Genomic DNA, 18,377 nt, shown 5'->3' with positions numbered 1-18,377 from the left:
CCGGCAAAAGCCGTATAAATACCCAGCGGGGTAGCTGAGCTACCGCAAAGAACGGTATAGCAACAATGGCTAGTATGCTATATAGAAGAAAGTTGAGCCGCGTTTTTTACGCGTGAGCTGCGCAAGGTTGCCTTAGTTTGGTGGCTCCAATCGGCTAAAAAACTGATTATCAAATCGGTTTTGCTTCCTGCTTACCGTTCTGTCACCTATTCATCACCTCACCGGCTTATCATGGCTGAATCCAGTTACCAGGCCGACGTGCTCGGTCCCGACTTTGAGCAGCACATCATACCGCAGCCCGCTGATTACGAGGGGCCCGTCGTGTGCACGCTCGTCCGGGCCCGCCAGCCGCTGCCCGGCACGAGAGCCGTGCTGTATGTGCATGGCTTCAGCGACTATTTCTTTCAGCGTGACATGGCCGCCGAGTACCAGCGGCACGGCTACCGCTTCTATGCCCTCGATCTGCGCAAATATGGCCGCTCCTGGCTACCCCACCAGGCGGCCAACAACGTGCGCGACCTGCGCGAATACTTCGCCGACCTCGACGCGGCCCTGACCATCGTGCGCTCGGAGGGCCACGACACCATCGTGCTGAGCGGCCACTCTACGGGCGGGCTTATCGTGGCGCTTTATGCCGACGAAGGCAAGCAGCGTCACCATATTGCGGCCCTGTTTCTGAACAGCCCGTTTCTGGCTATGCACCAGAGTTGGCTCAACCGCACCGTGGGTATTCCGGTGGCGGCGCGGCTGGGCCGGTTTGTGCCCAATCTGAAGCTTCCGGCCAACCTGCCCACGCAGTACGGCGAGAGCCTGCACCAGCGCTACCGGGGCGAGTGGGACTATCATTTGCCCTGGAAACCGATAGAAGTATTTCCGGTGACTATCGGCTGGCTGCGGGCCATTCATGCCGGGCACCGGCGCGTGGCGCGTGGCCTAGGCATTGCGCAGCCCGTTTTGGTACTGCACTCGGACAAAACCGTGAGCCAGCCCGGCTGGAGCGACCAGTATTTCGAGGCCGACGGGGTGCTGAACGTGCGCCATATTCGTCAGCTCAGCCCCGGGCTCGGGTCGCACGTCACGGTGCAGGCCGTGGCGGGCGGCATGCACGATTTGGTGTTGTCGCGGCCGGCCGTGCGGGTTCAGGTGTATCAGCAGCTGTTTCAGTGGCTCCAGACCGTGCTACCCGGTGTAAAGTAAATCCGGCGCGTGGTTTTTCGTGTTTCCAATCCTCTTCATTCACTACGCCCATGCCCGCTACTCCAGCCCAGAACAAGCAGAGCGCCGTTGCTTTCTACGACCTGATGTTCAACCAGAACCAGCCCGCGCAGGCCGTAGCCCACTACGTTGGTTCCGGGTATCGGCAGCACAACCCGCACGTAGCCGACGGTAAAGCGGGGTTCATTGCTTATTTCGAACGCATGGCCCGGGAATATCCGGGCAAGCGGGTCGAGGTGAAGCGCGTGGTGGCCGAGGGCGAATACGTGGTGCTGCACTGCCATCAGCACTGGCCCGGCGACCAGGACTACGCTGGTATCGACATCTTTCGCTTCGACGAAGCCGGCAAAATAGTGGAGCACTGGGACGTGCTGCAACCCATAGCCCAGCATGCCGCCAACGACAATACTATGTTTTGAAGCGGCCTAACGCAAAAGCCCTGTTGCTACCCATCGTTGGCTGTCGACGGAAGTACACAGGTGAATAAGCCAGATAGAAAACAGGAGCATTTACATAGCGGGAAGGGCAGTTGAGCAAAAGAAGTGGCACGGCGACGACCCTTTGCTTCTCTTTAGGATACCAGCAGGCGTGGGGCAGTGGGCCACTTGCTCCACTATCTTCCCTGGGGCTATCGATGCGCATCCATACTACTATTTTCCGCTGGGTTTTCGCGCTGGGAGTAGTGCTGGTAGTTCTTGCGCGCCTGTGGGGCCCGTGGCCGATGCTCCGGACTTGTACGCGCTGTAGTGCGGCGGCCGGAACCTGCATTACCCCGGTTGGCGACGCCACCCTGGCAACGGCAGATACCCCGCGCCAGGTCTCAGAAAATAAGAATCGGCCACAGGCCCCGCGCCAACCAGTACCCGCCCGCAAACCATTGCCGTGTATATTTGAGTACGCGGGACTCTAAATAATGTACCGGGCTATCCGGCCCGTGTTCGTTACTTTAAGAGTGTGTTTGGAGTTTTGCCTTTCGTGTCATGCTCATCTGGCGTCCGCGCAGTCGAAGCATCTCTACCGCAACGGCAATCAGGTTACTTTGGTGGTAGAGATGCTTCGGCTGCGCGGACGCCAGATGAGCATGACGGAATCGGCGTTTTTTTAAATTCCCAAACACGCTTTAAGCCTTTGGCCGAACGAACACGCCGATGCAGGATTATTACCGTCTTCTGGGCGTAGCCGTTACCGCCACTCCGGCCGAGATAGAGCAGGCGTACCAGCGGCAAAAAGCCCGCCTGAGCCGCCGCACGGTCGATCCGGCGATGCAGACCCGACTACAGGAAGTGCATACCGGCTACGAAATTCTGGGTAATCCTTTGCGGCGCTTAGCCTACGATGTGCTGCTGGCCCAGGAGCCGCCCAGCCCCGCGCCGCGCCCCGATGCCACGGCTCTTATGATGGCGCGCTATGCGCCGGCGGCCCGCTGGCTCAATGGCCTGCTGGTGGGGCTGTGCCTGCTGCTGGCCCTCGACTGGGCACTGCCGCTCCGGAGCTACGCTGATGAGGTGGTTATGAGCCGGCAGGTTGTGTCCGTTTCTGCTTCGGCTTCCAACCCACAGATGGCCTACGATGTGACGACGCCCCGCACCGCGTTTCGGGTGCCGAGCCGCCTGGGGCACCGCGTCCGGAAAGGCGCGCGGCTGACGGTGCAGCGAACAGCGGTGCTGGGCATCGTGCGCCGCGTAAGCGCTGATGCCCGCCCGGCTGGTGAGCCCGCTGGGTTCAAACCCTACGGCGGCAATATTTACGGCTCTTTCGTGTGGCTGCCGTTGGCCTTGCTCGTCGTGGCTGTGCTGGGGGTGCTGCCCGGCCGCTCCCCCGAAATGCGCGTCAATACCGCCGTAGCCGCTACGCTGCTGGCCGTGGTGGCACTGGTCATCATACTCTGGTTCTGAAGCGCCCCGTCGGTACACGTAAACGCATCTTGCCCGTAACAACCGTCCCCACCACACGGTGGAGCCGGTTGTTACGGGCAAGATGCGTTGAATAGCCAGCGCCGCTACCGGACCGTGACCAGCTGAGTGGTTATCTTCTGGTTGTGCTCCAGATTCAGAACATAAAGGCCGCTGGGCAGGCCGGAGGTATCGAATACGGTTTCGGCGCTGCCTGCAGCACTCTGTAGCGTTTGCCGCGCTACTATGCGCCCGTGCTTATTGTACAGCGTAGCCTGCATGGGCTGACCGGCATCGGGAGCCTGCACCCGGAGCGTAAACCGGTCCTCAACCGGGTTGGGGAATACACTCGCTTCCAGGGCCAAGACCGGGCTTTCCGGGCGTGCGGCCGACGGACTGGTCAGGCCAAAGCGTCCTAAGTAGCTGGCCGTGCTGGTGCCGGAAGTAGCGTGCGGCCCAAACTGGCAGCTACCGGTGGCTATGCCAGCCGTGTACACGGTATTGCGGCTATCCAGCGCCAGGCAGCTGCCCGTGCTGGTGCCGGGGCCACCCACCAGCGTCGTGCGGACTATTTGGCCCGTAGCCTGCAGCTGGGTAATGAAAGTTTGGTTGGCGGAGGTAATGCCTTGCGAGCCGGTAACGTAAGCCTGCCCCGCTGCCTGGTCGACGGCTATATCGGTGGGGAAATCATAGTTGGGGCCGCCCATAGCGGTGGCCCATTCGCTCTGGCCCTGGGTGTTGTAGCGTGCCACAAAAACGTCGGCGCTGCCGGCGCTGGTGAGGGTGGTAGCGCCGAAGGAAGCCGTGCCGCTGAAGCTATCGGCTACATACACTTTGCCGGCGGCATCGGTGGCCAGCGCTTTTCCATCACCATAGCCACCGGGGGCTTTGGCCCACCGCAGCTGGCCCTGGCGCGTATCAAAGCGAACCAGAAATAGGTTGCTCTCGGAGTTGGCGGGCTGTAGGGTGGTGCCGTCTATGGTTAAGGTCGTGGAGAAATTGCCACTCACGTAGCAGTTGCCGGCTCCATCTACGCAGGTGGCGCGCCCCGCACTGGCGGCGAAGCTGCCGGCGGGAGCATCCCAGAGTTTTGCCCAGCGCACCGTGCCCTGACCGTCGTAGCTGGCCAGGAAGGCCTTATTTTGGCGGTTGGCGAAGCTCAGGCTGCCAAACCGCACAGCGCTGCCGCTGACGCTGCCAGTAACGTAGCTGTTGCCCGAAGCATCCACAGCCACCGACCAGCCCTGGTTTTGGGTGGCATACTGTTCGGGACCCGTGCTGCTGGCTTGCCGCACCCAGCGCACCGTGCCCTCGGGGCTGCATTTCAGCAGTAGCACGTCATCGGCGTTAGGGCTTTGGGACGTGATGCGCCCGCTGCTGCCATACGTCAGGGTGCCGCGAAACGAGCCCGCGACGTAGCAATTGCCGTTTCTGTCTACCGCTAGGCTAGTGGGCAGTACGTCGGTACTCACGTTGAGCTGCGTGGTTTTGAGCACCCGGCCACTGGCATCGAGGCGGGCAATGTAGAGGCAGCGGCCGGGGCTGGTCAGGCGGCGGTTGTTCAACTGCAGGCTATTATCGAAGCGGCCGGTTATGTAAAAGTCGCCGGTAGGGGCAATGGCAATATCGGTGATGGAGTTTACCCCTTCAACGGATTGGAGCCAGTTCCAGGTGGGAGTTTGAGCGGGCGCGGCCAGGGCGGCTAGTAGGGCGAAAGCAAGGAAAAGTTGTTTCATAAGAAAGTAGCGCGGTTGGGAAGTGAGGGAGAACTAGTGAAAAAGACGGAATCAATTGAAATAAGGCGCTATGGTAAGCTGCGGCAAACAGTCAGCTCGCCGCAGGCCCCGTAGAAGCGGCCTGAAAACTATGGGAGGAAGTAGGGAAGATGCTTGCCTTGACCAGCCGCAGCGGCGGCACAGGCCGCAAACCAGGCGGCAAATAGTCTGAAAAGCCCGCTGACGTTGCTTTCCTGCCGGTTTGCGGCAGCGCGGGAAGTATCGGTACTAGCGTAGCTGCTCAGCGCCACGCCACAATAGGGACATTGCCAGCCGTTCGGCCAGAATAACAATCTGCTAAAATGTTCTTACGCTTACACCTACCCAACGGCACCTGGTAAATCTCCTCCCAGCTGCTGACCAACACTCGTTTCAACGTAGTGAAAAACTGTTGATGCCCCGATCCACTTCTCTATTGCCTAAATGAAATTTATTAAAACTTATACCGAAATACTATTATCCAATAAAAAAGAATTTTGGCTTTTGACCCGTGGCCTGTACCTACTGTTGTGCTTCGCAGAACCCAAAAACTTCAATATTTTATGCCAAAAAGTGGCCGGAATGCCTCTCGGAACTGATCATGCGCTGTACTCCGCATTGTTTCAGGGGAGCAGTACTCCCGCATTTTCGCCCCAATAATTACTGCCTGCCGTGCAAGCGTTGCTACACGTGTGCATTGCTGCCCCAGCACAACGAGCGACACAAGGTGCCGCCGCGCCCCGGCGGCGGCGGCAGAAGCTACAAGCTATTCAGTGCCAGCGTTTCCCCGGCCCGTAACGGGTGAATGGTTACGTTGTCGGCGGGCGTGAGGTGGGCGCGGAGCTGCTCCGGCGTACCCACCAAGGATGGAAACGTGCCGTAGTGGAACGGCACCACATGATGCACCCGCAACAGCCGGGCAGCGTGGGCGGCTTCCAGCGGCCCCATCGTATACCGGTCGCCGATGGGCAGCAGCGCCACGGTGGGCTGGTAGAGGTCGGCCAGTAAGCGCATATCGCCGAACAGGCCCGTGTCGCCGGCGGCGTAGAGCACCGTGCCATCAGAGAAGCGCAGAATATAGCCCACGGCCTCGTGCGGAAAGCCGGTTTTATTGCCCGGCAAATCGACGTGAGCCGCGTGTTGTGCTACAGTCATGGTCAGGCGCAGGCCCAGCACATCGATGCCGCCGCCCACGTTCATCGCCTCACACTGTTCGGGCGGAACGCCCTGCTCATAGAGGTAAAACCGTACCGGCGCGGGTGCCACCACCTTCGCGCCGGTGCGGGCCAGCAGCGCCGGCAGTTCGGGGTCGAAATGGTCGTCGTGGCCGTGGGTGATGAGCACCAGGTCGGCGCGCTCGGGCTGGCGCAGGGCTTCGGGCATGTAGGGGTTGCCGGTCAGCCACGGGTCGAGCAGGATAACAAGGGCTTCGGGCGTGGTGATGCGGAAGCTGGCGTGGCCGAGCAGCTGGAGCTGGGTAGTGGCGGGCATGGCAGAAACGAGCTAAAAAGCGAGAAATGGCAAGGTAATCTACCTGGTCGTCTGCGTCACGCAAGGCCAGGCTACAATTTTTGTGTTGGGTCAGCCTGAGTCGAGTTGAAGTCCAAGGTTACTCAGATTATATAGCTGGCAGAAATACCTCGGCCAGTAGCGGCTGGAGTGAGCAGGATAATTTCCAAGCGCACATGCACGCTATGTCGGAGGAAGCCCAGGCCCGGCAACGGCACTCCAGCGTTTACCGGAACCCCGCGTCTTACCCGAGGCTGACCCTATCTCCAAGGCATGCGTAGTAGCGGTATCGTTAATCTGAACTTCCTAACCCCCATGAACGACACTATTTCGCGCTACTCTCCCTACGCCTACGCCCTGCTGCGCATTGTCGTCGGCCTGCTCTTTGCCATGCACGGCAGCCAGAAGCTGCTGGGCTTCCCCGGCGACAAACCCGCCGTCGAGCTGGCCTCTCTGATTGGGGTGGCCGGCATCATCGAGCTGGTTGGGGGGCTGTTGAGTATGGTGGGGCTGCTCACGCGCATCGCCGCGTTTTTGTGCAGCGGCACGATGGCCGTGGCCTACTTCATGGCTCATGCCGGCAACGGCCCACTGCCCATCCTGAACGGGGGCGAGCCGGCCGTGATTTACTGCTTCGTCTTTAGACTTGTTCCTGAATTAGGACCCGATGCTAAAATTTGGCTGTCATGCTGAGCTTGTCGAAGCATCTCTACCGCAATGCTACTTACCACCGCGGTAGAGATGCTTCGACAAGCTCAGCATGACGGCCTTTTTTCGTTTCGCTTTATTCAGGAACAAGTCTTTTCTCTACATCTGCACCCACGGCCCCGGCATCTGGAGCCTTGATGCTATGATACGCCGCCCCGAACCGGTGGCGGCGCGGTAGCTCACAACTGCCACGCATACAAACAGCCCCATTTGCGTCTACGGAAGGCGCAAATGGGGCTGTTTGTATGCGTGGCAGTTGTGTATTTGGGAGAGTGCATCGACTAGTGGATGCCAGATCAAGCAGGATAGTCAACGATAAAATGCCACAGCCACTTTAAGCTACAATCACCCGGCTGTCCTCTCGTTATTCCGGCCTGCCGGTTTGGGTGATGCCTGCCTGGATAAAACTCCCGGTAAACGAAACAGGCCCCACTTGCTGGCCGAGCCTGTTGGTAGAAACATGGATTGGCGCTTCAAGCGGTACTCTGGGCGGCTGCCTTTTCGGGCCCGCGTACTTAATCAGCTCGGCCAGTTCAGCCTGGTCACGGGTGAAGCAGCCCAAGTGACGGGAGAAGCGGCGGGGGCGAGGGGCAACGAAGCCGGCCCGCTGGTGGGCGGGCCGGGAAGTCATAAAGAATGCTCGCAGTGTTGCGTTTTAGGTTTAATAGTGCATTTGTTTCGCCGTCCGAAGTCTAGTAGCAACTTCTGCATTTTAGTATCGATGCTAGGAGAGCGGCGAATCACCACAAAGCATTTCTTAGGTTGCAGAGGAGACTTGAGCAGCTTGATTGTATTGGCAAGCTGCTCAAGAGCATGGAGAAAGTCGCTGCCTTTTAGCTCTACATATATTTCAGCTGATGCGGCTGGTGCTTGAAATACAAAGTCGCAATTCCACTGGCCAGTCGGAAAGAACTGCTCCGGTTCCAGCACGGTCACTTCTAGCCGCTTAGGATTGAGCAAGGTGAAAGTGCTGGCAGCTCTTGGCGTCTTAACTGAAATCTTAGGATTGTTAGTAACGCGCTTCTGATGGTCAGGAATTGTCATCACGGCTTGGTCGTGGGGTCGAGGGCCATCAGGTCGCCAAATTGGTCGGCTGTAACATCGGAAGCACTATCGAGTAGAGAGGCCGATATCAAACCTAGTTCATAGTCGATAAGCGAAATTGCTTTACCATTTTCAAGGCCGTATACCCGGAAATCCGACAAGGGAACCTGCTGGCTTTTGGGGACTATTTTGTAGAGCTTCTTTAACTCGGTTGGTTGGTCGTGCAGGCGTTCAGCGAGTTGGTGGGCGTAGATGAGGTTGTTAAAGGATGTGAGAAAGTAGGGGCTATGTGTGGTGATTATATATTGCAAATGCCAAGGGCTTTGTTTGTAAATAGCTGCCATTAAATAAGCTATAGCCTGCTGAGATTCTGGAAACAAGTGCGCTTCAGGTTCCTCAATATATAATACTTGACTTTCATCGTCTATCGGACCATACCTATCTTCCTCTTCTGGTATCAAAGCCAGTAGCATTAGTAGTAAGGGAAAAACTTCCTGCTGACCAGAGGAAGAATTTGCCAATGGTACCCGCCTGCCATCATTATTCACTACATAGTCTTCATCACCATTCAATGCAAGCTTGCCCTTTATTATTTGCTGTGTCAAATTGTAAAATGATTTCTTGTCAGATGCACCATCTATAAGTTGGTAGCGACGTGCAATTTCATATTGCTGAATAAAATCTTTAAGCAAAGGATCTATAGCTGATGAAGGCGTATTAGCTAAAAATGTGAGTACTGAACCTTTTAGCGCGGTGAAAAAGGAGCGTCCAGCTATTACGTAACGCTGCAGTGGCTCTAATTCGTTTCCATTACTATAATGGAAAGAAGCTCTTAGGTTATATAATGCTTGAGGTTCCCACGCAAGCCGTTCGAATATGTCTTGGCTATGAGGAAAGCGGATAGATTTAGTATTGAATGCTTCCACTTCTTTCCTAGCATTCTCTGCTGTGGTTATGAAAATATCCGAGTATGTAAATTCAAACTTCCGGTCTTTACTCTCAATCTGTACGAAGATATTTGCGGCTTCATAGCGTAAAATAAAATCTTTATCGTTGCGCCATAAATTAGGAAAATATTCTCTAAATCGTATTAAATACGAATCCTCAAAATTGATTTTAGATTGTCCCGACTTTATCGAAGCGAATAATGTTGGTATAAATGATTTAAACAAGTATAAACATTTAGCACAAACGCTCTTTCCACTAGCCTGCGGGCCAATAAAAATATTTATTCTTCCAAGCTCAATATCAATATTATCAAGCCCGGCGAAGTTGCGAATGATTAGGCGTTCTGACATGACTTGTATGTATTAGGCTTCGCTTAGCTTCACCAATATCTCCTGCGCCGCCACAGCAATAACCGTCCCCGGCCCATATACGCCCACCACGCCGGCGTTATACAGGAAGTCGTAGTCCTGGGCGGGGATGACGCCGCCGGCAATGACGAGGATGTCTTCGCGGCCGAGCTGCCGCAGCTCCTGAATCAGCTGGGGAATCAGGGTTTTGTGGCCGGCGGCGAGGCTGCTCACGCCCACTACGTGCACGTCGTTCTCAGTGGCCTGGCGGGCTACTTCGCCGGGCGTTTGGAACAGGGGCGCAATGTCCACGTCGAAGCCCACGTCGGCGAAGGAGGTAGCAATAATCTTGGAGCCCCGGTCGTGGCCGTCCTGGCCCATCTTGGCGACCATCATGCGGGGGCGGCGGCCTTCGGCCACGGCAAAGGCATCGGCGGCGGCGCGGGCCTTGGCAAACTCTTCGTCGTAGTTCATCTCGGCCGAATACACGCCCGAAATAGCCCGGATGGTGGCTTGGTGGCGGCCGTATACGGCTTCTAAGGCATCGGAAATCTCGCCCAGCGTGGCGCGCAGGCGGGCGGCGCTTACGGCCAGCTCCAGCAGGTTACCCTGGCCGCTACGGGCCGCGTCGGTGAGGGCCGTGAGAGCCTGCTGCACGGCCGCCGAGTCGCGCTCGGCCTTAATCTGGGTGAGGCGCGCAATCTGGGACTCGCGCACGGCGGCGTTGTCGATGTCGAGCACATCAATCTTCTGCTCGGCGTCGAGCTGCTTGTCGGTGAGGCGGTACTTGTTTACGCCCACCACCGTTTCTCTGCCCGAGTCGATTCGGGCCTGCTTGCGGGCCGAGGCTTCCTCGATGCGCATCTTGGGCAGGCCGGTTTCGATGGCCTTGGCCATGCCGCCCAGCGCTTCCACCTCCTGAATGAGGGCCCAGGCTTTGTCGGCCAGCTCGTGGGTGAGGCTTTCCACGTAGTAGGAGCCGCCCCAAGGGTCCACCACGCGGGTGATGTCGGTTTCGTGCTGGAGGTAGAGCTGGGTGTTGCGGGCAATGCGGGCCGAGAAGTCGGTGGGCAGGGCAATGGCCTCGTCGAGGGCGTTGGTGTGCAGGCTCTGGGTGCCGCCCAGGGCTGCGGCCAGGGCTTCCACGGCGGTGCGGGCCACGTTGTTGAACGGGTCCTGCTCAGTGAGCGAGTAGCCCGAGGTCTGGCAGTGGGTGCGCAGGGCGAGGCTTTTGGGGTTCTGGGGGTTGAACTGCTTCATGAGCTTGGCCCACAGCAGACGGCCGGCGCGGAGCTTGGCAATTTCCATAAAGTGGTTCATGCCGATGGCCCAGAAAAAGGAGAGGCGCGGGGCAAACTGATCCACATCCATACCCACGGCCAAGCCGGCGCGCACGTACTCCAGGCCGTCGGCCAATGTGTAAGCCAGCTCAATATCGGCGGTGGCTCCGGCTTCCTGCATGTGGTAGCCCGAGATGCTGATGCTATTGAACTTGGGCATGTGCGCCGCCGTGTAAGCGAAAATATCGGCAATGATGCGCATGCTCGGCGCGGGCGGATAGATGTAGGTGTTGCGCACCATGAACTCCTTCAGAATGTCATTCTGAATGGTGCCCGCCAGCTTTTCCGGCCCCACACCCTGTTCCTCAGCCGCCACAATGTAAAAGGCCATAATCGGCAGCACGGCCCCGTTCATGGTCATGCTCACCGACATCTGGTCCAGCGGAATCTGGTCGAACAGGATCTTCATATCTTCCACCGAGTCGATGGCGACGCCAGCCTTGCCCACGTCGCCTTCCACGCGGGGGTGGTCGGAGTCGTAGCCGCGGTGCGTGGCCAGGTCGAAGGCCACGGAGAGGCCTTTCTGGCCGCCGGCGAGGTTGCGCCGGTAGAAGGAGTTGCTTTCCTCGGCCGTACTGAAGCCCGCGTACTGCCGGATGGTCCAGGGATTCTGTACGTACATCGTGGCGTAGGGGCCGCGCAGGTAAGGCGCCACGCCCGCGCCGAAGCCCAGGTGGTCGAGCCCGGCCACGTCGGCGGCGCTGTAGTGGCTTTTGATAGTGATGCCCTCGGGCGTCAGACTACCAGCCGTGGCCGCAGCAAGGGGCGACAAAGGAGCAGCGTCGTAGGAAATATGGGCGAAGTCGGGTTTCATCAGGTGGGGTTATCCGTTTGTGCAGCCGAAGCATTTCGGGTGTACCAGTTATTCAGACACTAGGCGGGAGAGAGGCTATCGGCAGCGCGGACGGCAGAGCCAGCAGCGCTGCTCTTACTGCGTTACCGGCCCTGGAGGCGGGCCAGCACGTCGTCGGTGCTGTAGCCTTCCACGGTAAATTCGCGGAAGCCAAACAGGGATACGGCCTCCTGCATTGTCGCCAAATCGGCGGTGAGCAGAGTGGGCGGCACAAAGTCGGGCTCGTTGATGGCCACCCGGCACACCACGCGGGCGAAGTGCCCGAACTGGTCGGGGGTGGCGTACATGAGCGTAGCGGCTTCGGGCGTCGAAAACAGCACCGACAGCGTGCCTGCCGGATGACTGGCCTTCAGCGCCAGGCGCTCTTGCACGGGCAGCAGCCGCAGAAACGACTCCATAATCAGCTGATTGGTGTGCGCGCCTAGTAATACTACGGCGGCGCGGCGGTGCTTTTTCTCACGCCGCTGGAAGTGTAAGACCGTTGCTAGCCGCAGCACTTCCGAGGGGTACGCGGCCCGCGTCGAGTCAAACTCCTTACTGCGCAGCAGCTTCTTGGGGTTATAGTCGAATTGCTCGTGGGGGTTCTGAAACCGGTTGGTGCCGATAATAACCTGCTCGCCGGACGCGATGCGCTGGAACTGCATCTGAGCCACCGCGTGCAGCTCCTGCAGCACCATGCCGATAGCCACGCTAAGTCCGCCCGCCGCATCGACCCGCTGAAACACTGCCCAGGCTTCGCGAGCCATCTGGTCGGTGATGGTTTCCAGGTAATAGGATCCTGCCGCCGGGTCAGCCACGCGGTTCAGGCCCGCTTCCTCGCGCAAAATAACCGGCAGGTTGCGCGCTAGCCGGCCCGAAAACTCATTGGGGCTTTGGTAGAGGCTGTCGAACGGGGCTACCCCCACGGCATTGGCCCCGCCCAGCACGGCGGCCATGGTAGCGGTGGTGGCCCGCAGTAGATTCGTATGCGGGTCGAGCGTGGTTTGGGACCAGGTGGAGGTAACGGCAAAAATCCGCAGAGCCTGGGCCGCGTCGGCCGGCAGCCCGAAGGCGTGCAGCAGCGTGGCCCACAGCCGGCGTAGGGCCCGCAGCTTGGCTATTTCGAAGAAGTAGTTGGGGTTGAGGCCCACCTGAATCTGGAAAGCAGCGGCTACTTCGGCCAGCGGTATATCGTCGGTGGGCAGCTGCTCCAGGTACACGGCGGCAGCTGCCAGCGCAAACCCGACTTGTTGAATAACGGTGCCGCCCCGATTGGCGAAGAACGCGCCGTTGAGCGTCAGGGCCCGAAACTCGGCCATGTGCCGGGTTAGCGTCAGCACCGTGCGCAGCTCGGCCAGCTGGTGCGGCAGGTCGGGGGCGTGGTCGGTAACGGGGTCGAAGCGCAGAAAGCCGCGCAGTGTGGGGGTGCCGGTGGCCAGCAGCCGCTCCACGAAGCTAGCCGCCCCAATCCGGACCGAATAGCCGATATAGCTGGTACTCAACGGCAGCCGCTCGTGCAGGTAACTTATATCGAAAGAAGCCGCGTCGGTGAGCTCGAAATAAATACCATCGGCCCCGCGCTCCAGCGCGTCGGCAGCCCGGGCAATGGCGGTGTGGCCTTTATCGGCCGCGCCCACGGCGTAAGTGGGTATGTTCAGCCAGGCTGTAGAAGTGGTCAGGGCTTGCGTCGGTAGCCCGTGCAGGGCTTCCTGATGGTAAAACGGCTGGACGTTCAGCCCCTCGGCCGTGGCCCACTCCAGCGCGGCCGGGTCGGCCCCTTTCAGGTCACGCTTGATGCGCTCCTGCCAGGCCGCAGTACTGACGGCGTCAAATTCGGAAAACGAAACAGGAGCAGAATGTGGCGTATCGGCCATAGTAGAGGGAATAAAGCCGAAGAACACCCGGCCGGATAGAACGGGCTAAAGATACCGGAAAGGGCGAAGAACGACTACCACTCGCGCGAGTTTGCTCCGCCTGATTTAGCCGTAGCTTTGCCGACATATCTTTTGCTATGCTTTCCTGGCTACGCTATACTCTGCCTGCTTCTTCACGTATGACCCCATTTTTATGCCTGCTGGCGGTGCCCCTGGTGGCTCTTTCCTCCGTCGCCTTTGCCCAGTCTGATTTTCGCCCTGGGTATGTTGTGCCCACTACCGGCGACACGCTGCGCGGAGAAGTTGACTACCGAGGCGAACAACGCCAAGCTATCCTGTGCCGGTTTCGGGCCGCTGCCAACGGTGCCGAGGTAGCATACACGCCCGCGCAGCTACGGGGCTACGGCCTGGCGCAGGGCCAGCACTACCATAGCCAACTGCTACCCGGCGCGGTTCCCCAGTATGTTTTCCTGGAGGTGCTTGCCTTGGGTACGCTGGCGCTGTACCATCATGCTGATGAGAACGGCAAGCTACTACGTCCGCAAGAATGCGGAGGGGTTGCAGGCGCTGATTCAGCGCGATACGACTGTTAGCCGCTTCAGTCCCCAAAGTCAGCAGCAAACCACCGTCCGGGAGCGGCACTATCCTTTTCGGACCGTGCTATGGGCCAAAATGGCCGACTGTCCAGCGGCGCAGGTGCTGGTGCAAGCCATGGAGCTGAAAGAGTCGCAGCTGGTGAAAGCCGTGGCCGCCTATAATGCCTGTGCTGGCAATCAGGTGCAGTATACGCAGCCAATTCGCGCCTCGCGGGTGCGCTTTTCGGTGCTGGCGCTGGGCCATGCCGCGTGGGCAATTTTGCCGGGCCTCGACGGCAGTAAAATCGTGTCCTCGGATAAATTGCCAAGCGGTGGAGTAGGCCTTGATTTCGCCCCGGCTTTTTTAAATCCTAAACTTACGCTGCACCTGCAGGTCCTGTATTTTCAGCAGCTTTTCAGCTCCGAATCGGTATTGGCCAGCTCCCCTTCGCTGAATGGCACCGATGTGCAAGAAAGAGTGCGCCTGGAACTGAACGCCATTCAAATACCTGCGCTGGTACGCTACACGTACCCGAAAGGAGCCGTGCGACCCTATTTTCAAGTGGGACCTATGCTGTCGTTGCACACCCATGCCAAAGCGCAGCGGTATTTCTCGTACAAAACCACCACCGGGGCAACCAATACCTACGCCGACATGATTGAGTTGCGCGGCTATACTTTGGGGCTGACTGCCGGGGCTGGGGTAGCTGTGCCGGTTAGCCAGGGAGCAGTGCTTTCGCTGGAAGTTCGGGGCGAGGGCACAGATGGCATCTCGGCTACTGCGGGGAGAATACCCGGTAAGCGGGGCGTTTCGATAGTAGCCGGCTTCACCTTCGGTAAATAACCCACACAGCATGGCTGCTCGTCGCCGCTTAAGCTGTTTTTGGCCGGGCTTTCTGGCCCAAAAGCGGTTTCGCCGTCAGTGGTCGCCATACCGCGAAGTGTTACTTCGCGACGCCCGGTACGAGTCGGCTGCGGCCGTCCGCAACGACTCGCGGAGTAACGCGAAGCGTTACCCAGAGGCAGTGCACTGATTCAGAAACGGCCTTAAAGCGTGTTTGGGAATTGGTGAAAACCCCGTTTGCGTCATGCTTCGACAAGCGGACGCCAGAGGAAGCATGACACGAAATATAAAATCCCAAACACGCCCTTAATCAATACCTGATGCATTTTTGTCTCCTTAACCCACAACATCTTATGTTTCGATTTCTGCGCCTGCTGGTGTTACCGTTGCTGACTATATCATCTGTGGCGGTAGCCCAGGTTGATTTTCGACCTGGTTATATCATTCAGCCCGCTGGCGACACTTTGCGGGGCGAGGTAGATAACCGCAGCGCCGTGCGCAGTGCTACGGAGTGCTGGTTTCGGCAGGGTGCCGGTGCAGTGCGCTCCTATAGCCCCACCGAGCTGCTGGGCTACGGCCTGCCCGGCAGCAAAGTATACCGCTCGCGCCTCGTCGCCGTGCCCGACAGCAGCGCGCTGCTGCCTCGTACCTATTTCCTGGACGTGCTCGTGGCCGGGGCCACCCAGCTTTACTACCGCCGCGACTCGAATGGGTATGAGCATTTCTACGTCGGCACGGGCCCGGCGGCCGCTACCGAGCTGGTGTATCGCCGCACGCTAACCACTTCGCCCGATGGCAGCAGCCGCTACCTGGAGAAAAACCTGTTTCGCGGCACGCTGGCCGAAACGTTTAGTGCCTGTCCGGCCGTGCAGCAGCAAGTGGCTTCGCTGCCATTCAAGCAAAGTCAGTTGGTGGCTATAATCAAGCTCTACAACGCCTGCGTGGGCAGTGCTACGTCGGCTTCGTCGCAAGCTTCGGCCATCCCACGCTCCCACGTCACTATCGGGATGGTGGCCGGCTTGGGCATAGATGAGTTGCGCATCACTACAAACCCGGGCTTCGCAGGCCTGAGCAATGCTGACTTCGGGACCTCCACGCAACCGGTGGGCGGGCTGCGGCTGGGCGTTACGCTGCCGCGCCTCAGCGAAAAGCTCTCTGTTCAATTGGAAGTACTCTACCATCACCAGAGGTACCAGAACGAGTACCGGATAAATTACAGCAGTAGCACCTATTCGGAGCAGACGCGCGTGCAACTCACTCACATCAAGTTCCCGCTGCTGTTGCGCTATACTTACCCCACCGGCAGGGTGCGTCCCATTGTGCAGGCGGGAATAGCGGCCAATCTGGGCTTGAAAGCGGTGGCTGAATACCGGCAGCAATCGGCCACTAGCACTACTTCCTATAGCCCGTGGCAGCCCGTATTTACTTCCGAGGTTCGTACTCGTTCCGGTTGGGGGCCCGTGGCCAGCGCGGGAATTCAGAGCCTGGGGCTAGGCGGACGGCTGCTAACGCTGGAGGCCCGTACCGAGCGAAGTTTGGGCTTTACACATGACACGGGAGTTGGGAGTATAATTTGGCACCACCAGGTATTGCTAGGCGTTACTCTTACCAAGTAAGCGTGGCGGCATTACCTTTGCCCTCCGCCACATTCAATCCGTATGTCATTTCTTCGTTCCAACTCCTCGGTGCTTGGCTTTCTGCTGGCTGCTACGCTTACGGTCGGGTGCCAGCGCGGGGGCTACCAGCCCCAGGCGCAGCTGGCTCCCATTACGGCTCAGCCGGTCAGCAAAACGCAGCCCGAAGACCCCAAAGCGGCTGCTACCATTGAGCCCTACCGCCAGCGCGTGACGCAGCAAATGAACGAAGTGCTGGGCACTGTGCCGGTCGCTATCGGCAAGAACAGTGGGGAGTCGCCGCTGGCCAACTTCGTGGCCGATATTCAGCGGGTGCGGGCCAGCACAGCGCTGGGCCAGCCGGTGGACGTGGGCGTGATGACCAACGGCGGTCTGCGCACCAGCCTGCCTGCCGGGCAGCTCACGCTGGGTTCTGTGTTTGAGCTCATGCCGTTCGAAAACGAGCTGGTGGTGCTCGACACCCCCGGCCCGGTGCTGCAGCAGCTGCTCGACTACGCTGCCCGGATCAAGATGGCACTTTCGAATGTCACCTACGCCGTGGCAGCCGATGGCAAGCCCGTCAACGTGCTCATCGGCGGTCAGCCTTTCGACCCCGCCCGCACCTACACTGTGGCTATTTCCGACTATCTGGCCGGCGGCGGCGACCAGATGGTGTTCTTCAAAACCATTAAGCCCCGCAGTACCGGCGTGCTGCTGCGCACGGCCATTGCCGACCACATCCGGACTCTGACCAAACAGGGTAAGCCCGTGGAAGCCAAGGTAGAAGGAAGAGTGAAAATCATGTAGCCGGAGGCGCGTTTCAGGGCGCGCCGCTACTGCCAGGTGCGCCGGCAGCCGTTATCCGACTACTGTTACCCATTAATTGACAAGCCATGAACCGTCGCGATTTTCTCAAGCATACGTCCCTGGGTGTTGGCAGCCTGAGCCTGTTGGGGCTGAGCCTGCCCGCAGCAGGTGCGGCCAAAGACGTGCGTCTCACCATTCTGCATACCAACGATATGCATTCGCGCATCGAGCCGTTTCCCGACACCAGCCCGCAGTGGGCCGGTATGGGGGGCATGGCCCGCCGCGCCAGCCTGATCGAGCAGATTCGCAAGCAGGAAGCCAATGTGCTGCTGCTCGACTCGGGCGACATCTGGCAGGGCACGCCGTACTTCAATTTTTTTAACGGCGAGCTGGAGTACAAGCTCATGACCCAGATGGCCTACGACGCCAGCACGCTGGGCAACCACGACTTCGACAACGGGCTGGAAGGCCTCAAGAAGCAGCTGCCCAACGCGGGCTTTCCCTTCCTGATTGCCAACTACGACTTCTCCCAGACTATTCTGGCCGGCCAGTTCAAGCCCTATAAGGTGTTTGAGAAAGCAGGGCTGCGGATTGGCGTTTTCGGTTTGGGCATCGAAATGACGGGCCTGATTTCGGACCGCAACATCGGCGGCACCACATACCTCGACCCCGTGACGACGGCCCGGACGGTGGTGGCGCAGCTGCGCGGGGCTGAGCGGTGCGACATGGTTATCTGCCTTTCGCACCTGGGCTACAAATACGAAAGCGCTAAAATCGATGACCGCAAGCTGGCCGCCCAGGTTGCCGGCATCGACCTGATTCTGGGCGGGCACACGCACACCTTCCTGGAAAAGCCCGAGCCAATAGATGGCCCTAGCGGCCACCGGACGCTCATCAATCAGGTCGGCTGGTCGGGTATCAACCTGGGCCGCCTCGACTATTCCTTCTCGCACGGCACCAAGCGCCCGGCCGTAGCCAGCTCAGCAGTAGTACCTGTAACCACGGCGTGAGAAAAGCAAGGAAAAGACCGTTTTTTTGTGTCCTGACTTTTCCACATTTTTGTCTCCCCTTGCCA

The 18,377-nt window shown here is 59.0% G+C and carries 15 protein-coding genes; 9 read left to right on the top strand and 6 right to left on the bottom strand.

The features are described 5' to 3' along the window. Positions 1 to 231 precede the first annotated feature (231 nt). The 3 genes from E5J99_RS03305 to E5J99_RS03295 all read left to right on the top strand — a co-directional run bounded on the left by E5J99_RS03305 (position 232) and on the right by E5J99_RS03295 (position 3,110). On the top strand, positions 232 to 1,197 hold the full coding sequence (locus tag E5J99_RS03305) for an alpha/beta hydrolase (RefSeq protein ID WP_135496292.1): 966 nt from the start codon (positions 232 to 234) through the stop codon (positions 1,195 to 1,197). A 50-nt stretch (positions 1,198 to 1,247) separates the two neighbouring features. After that, entirely contained in the window at positions 1,248 to 1,634 is a 387-nt protein-coding gene (locus tag E5J99_RS03300; RefSeq protein ID WP_135496291.1) for a nuclear transport factor 2 family protein, read from the top strand. A 729-nt stretch (positions 1,635 to 2,363) separates the two neighbouring features. Next, complete coding sequence (locus E5J99_RS03295; RefSeq protein WP_135496290.1) at positions 2,364 to 3,110, top strand: J domain-containing protein; 747 nt, start codon at positions 2,364 to 2,366, stop codon at positions 3,108 to 3,110. Positions 3,111 to 3,214: 104 nt separating this feature from the next. Here the strand turns inward: E5J99_RS03295 and E5J99_RS03290 are convergent, their stop codons facing one another. Continuing rightward, on the bottom strand, positions 3,215 to 4,843 hold the full coding sequence (locus E5J99_RS03290; RefSeq protein ID WP_135496289.1) for an SBBP repeat-containing protein: 1,629 nt from the start codon (positions 4,841 to 4,843) through the stop codon (positions 3,215 to 3,217). Between the two features lie 777 nt (positions 4,844 to 5,620). After that, positions 5,621 to 6,352: a metal-dependent hydrolase gene (locus E5J99_RS03285; RefSeq protein ID WP_135496288.1), complete on the bottom strand. Its 732-nt coding sequence runs from the start codon at positions 6,350 to 6,352 to the stop codon at positions 5,621 to 5,623. Positions 6,353 to 6,685: 333 nt separating this feature from the next. Here E5J99_RS03285 and E5J99_RS03280 point away from each other — a divergent pair, with 333 nt between their 5' ends. Next, on the top strand, positions 6,686 to 7,063 hold the full coding sequence (locus E5J99_RS03280; protein ID WP_135496287.1) for a DoxX family protein: 378 nt from the start codon (positions 6,686 to 6,688) through the stop codon (positions 7,061 to 7,063). 642 nt (positions 7,064 to 7,705) lie between these two features. Here E5J99_RS03280 and E5J99_RS03275 read toward each other — a convergent pair. The 4 genes from E5J99_RS03275 to E5J99_RS03260 all read right to left on the bottom strand — a co-directional run bounded on the left by E5J99_RS03275 (position 7,706) and on the right by E5J99_RS03260 (position 13,463). Then, the gene (locus tag E5J99_RS03275; RefSeq protein WP_167851959.1) at positions 7,706 to 8,122 is read right to left on the bottom strand and encodes a hypothetical protein; all 417 of its coding nucleotides are present in this window, start codon (positions 8,120 to 8,122) and stop codon (positions 7,706 to 7,708) included. Next, complete coding sequence (locus tag E5J99_RS03270; protein ID WP_135496285.1) at positions 8,122 to 9,420, bottom strand: AAA family ATPase; 1,299 nt, start codon at positions 9,418 to 9,420, stop codon at positions 8,122 to 8,124. Before E5J99_RS03270 ends, E5J99_RS03275 begins: the two co-directional genes overlap by 1 nt. Before the next feature lie 12 nt (positions 9,421 to 9,432). Next, positions 9,433 to 11,571: a methylmalonyl-CoA mutase gene (gene scpA, locus E5J99_RS03265; RefSeq protein ID WP_135496284.1), complete on the bottom strand. Its 2,139-nt coding sequence runs from the start codon at positions 11,569 to 11,571 to the stop codon at positions 9,433 to 9,435. A gap of 122 nt (positions 11,572 to 11,693) precedes the next feature. Continuing rightward, positions 11,694 to 13,463 carry a methylmalonyl-CoA mutase family protein gene (locus tag E5J99_RS03260; protein ID WP_135496283.1) on the bottom strand — a complete coding sequence of 590 codons (1,770 nt, stop codon included), beginning with the start codon at positions 13,461 to 13,463 and terminating at the stop codon, positions 11,694 to 11,696. 179 nt (positions 13,464 to 13,642) lie between these two features. Between E5J99_RS03260 and E5J99_RS21125 the strand changes: the two genes are divergently transcribed. From E5J99_RS21125 to E5J99_RS03240, 5 genes are all read left to right on the top strand, one after another. Then, on the top strand, positions 13,643 to 14,056 hold the full coding sequence (locus tag E5J99_RS21125; protein WP_167851958.1) for a hypothetical protein: 414 nt from the start codon (positions 13,643 to 13,645) through the stop codon (positions 14,054 to 14,056). Beyond that, entirely contained in the window at positions 13,980 to 14,882 is a 903-nt protein-coding gene (locus E5J99_RS03255; protein ID WP_167851957.1) for a porin family protein, read from the top strand. The genes E5J99_RS21125 and E5J99_RS03255 overlap by 77 nt, the downstream gene beginning before the upstream one ends. Before the next feature lie 353 nt (positions 14,883 to 15,235). Further along, positions 15,236 to 16,498 (top strand): outer membrane beta-barrel protein, encoded by a 1,263-nt coding sequence (locus E5J99_RS03250; RefSeq protein WP_167851956.1) that lies wholly within the window; start codon positions 15,236 to 15,238, stop codon positions 16,496 to 16,498. 42 nt (positions 16,499 to 16,540) lie between these two features. Continuing rightward, a complete protein-coding gene (locus tag E5J99_RS03245; protein ID WP_135496280.1) occupies positions 16,541 to 17,302 on the top strand; it encodes a 5'-nucleotidase C-terminal domain-containing protein in 762 nt (253 codons plus the stop codon). Between the two features lie 86 nt (positions 17,303 to 17,388). Further along, positions 17,389 to 18,312 carry a bifunctional metallophosphatase/5'-nucleotidase gene (locus E5J99_RS03240; RefSeq protein WP_135496279.1) on the top strand — a complete coding sequence of 308 codons (924 nt, stop codon included), beginning with the start codon at positions 17,389 to 17,391 and terminating at the stop codon, positions 18,310 to 18,312. Positions 18,313 to 18,377: the final 65 nt, after the last annotated feature.

Origin of the sequence: Hymenobacter elongatus (genome assembly GCF_004745955.1) — a bacterium.
GTDB lineage: Bacteria > Bacteroidota > Bacteroidia > Cytophagales > Hymenobacteraceae > Hymenobacter > Hymenobacter elongatus.
Note: the sequence above shows the minus strand (reverse complement) of the source record. Positions and strands in the feature narration are given on the sequence as shown.

Coding starts and splice junctions, on each gene's coding strand:
- E5J99_RS03305 (WP_135496292.1), top strand. CDS start 232: ATGGCTGAATCCAGTTACCAGGCCGACGTGCTCGGTCCCGACTTTGAG.
- E5J99_RS03300 (WP_135496291.1), top strand. CDS start 1,248: ATGCCCGCTACTCCAGCCCAGAACAAGCAGAGCGCCGTTGCTTTCTAC.
- E5J99_RS03295 (WP_135496290.1), top strand. CDS start 2,364: ATGCAGGATTATTACCGTCTTCTGGGCGTAGCCGTTACCGCCACTCCG.
- E5J99_RS03290 (WP_135496289.1), bottom strand. CDS start 4,843: ATGAAACAACTTTTCCTTGCTTTCGCCCTACTAGCCGCCCTGGCCGCG.
- E5J99_RS03285 (WP_135496288.1), bottom strand. CDS start 6,352: ATGCCCGCCACTACCCAGCTCCAGCTGCTCGGCCACGCCAGCTTCCGC.
- E5J99_RS03280 (WP_135496287.1), top strand. CDS start 6,686: ATGAACGACACTATTTCGCGCTACTCTCCCTACGCCTACGCCCTGCTG.
- E5J99_RS03275 (WP_167851959.1), bottom strand. CDS start 8,122: ATGACAATTCCTGACCATCAGAAGCGCGTTACTAACAATCCTAAGATT.
- E5J99_RS03270 (WP_135496285.1), bottom strand. CDS start 9,420: ATGTCAGAACGCCTAATCATTCGCAACTTCGCCGGGCTTGATAATATT.
- scpA (WP_135496284.1), bottom strand. CDS start 11,571: ATGAAACCCGACTTCGCCCATATTTCCTACGACGCTGCTCCTTTGTCG.
- E5J99_RS03260 (WP_135496283.1), bottom strand. CDS start 13,463: ATGGCCGATACGCCACATTCTGCTCCTGTTTCGTTTTCCGAATTTGAC.
- E5J99_RS21125 (WP_167851958.1), top strand. CDS start 13,643: ATGACCCCATTTTTATGCCTGCTGGCGGTGCCCCTGGTGGCTCTTTCC.
- E5J99_RS03255 (WP_167851957.1), top strand. CDS start 13,980: ATGAGAACGGCAAGCTACTACGTCCGCAAGAATGCGGAGGGGTTGCAG.
- E5J99_RS03250 (WP_167851956.1), top strand. CDS start 15,236: ATGTTTCGATTTCTGCGCCTGCTGGTGTTACCGTTGCTGACTATATCA.
- E5J99_RS03245 (WP_135496280.1), top strand. CDS start 16,541: ATGTCATTTCTTCGTTCCAACTCCTCGGTGCTTGGCTTTCTGCTGGCT.
- E5J99_RS03240 (WP_135496279.1), top strand. CDS start 17,389: ATGAACCGTCGCGATTTTCTCAAGCATACGTCCCTGGGTGTTGGCAGC.